This is a genomic window from Aminobacter sp. P4_D5 (assembly GCF_056401815.1).
Genome location: NZ_JBFUIP010001177.1, coordinates 1 through 566, shown reverse-complemented (window position 1 = coordinate 566; position 566 = coordinate 1). Strand labels below are relative to the sequence as shown.

The 566-nt window shown below is 66.6% G+C and carries 1 pseudogene; it reads left to right on the top strand.

The window, feature by feature from the left end:
• Positions 1–566: pseudogene (locus AC1DWF_RS37350) on the top strand (aminomethyltransferase); the annotation flags it as partial.

Sequence of the window (566 nt, the reverse complement as noted above, 5' to 3'; positions counted from 1 at the left end):
CCGAGCCTGATCCTGCAGCCCGGGCTGCTTATGCCCGGCACGGAGCGCTATCACGTGCCCGGCTTGGGTGCGGTGCTGTTTGAGGTCGAGGCCGGCGACAGGATCACCATCCGCAATGCCGAGGGCGGCCAGCCTTGCGAGCTTGTGGCGATCGACAAGAGTGGCCGCGCTGATCCAGGTATTCTAGGGGCGCGTGCAAACAGCGATGCTTCGGGGCTGAAGGCGCTGCTGGTCAATGGCGACGACAGCCTGCAGACCTTCCGCGCCAGGCTCGCGCGACGCAAGCTCGATCTCGGCCGCGCTGAGGCCGTGCGCTTCTTCGATGGCGCGACGCCGGCGGGGACGGAAGAAAGCTTCACCGTCGCCCGCGACGGCTCGCTTGTGGTGGCTGCCCCTGGTGTGCCGATGGCCATCGACAGCCATGACACAGCGACGCCCTTGGTGGTGATGGTCAAGCGCGCAACCATCCGCCCGGCTGGCCGCTCCGACCTGCCTGATCCGCTTGCCGATCCGGTGCTTGATATCCGGGTCAAGTCGAAGACGGCGGAGTCGTTTTTCGTCAAGGC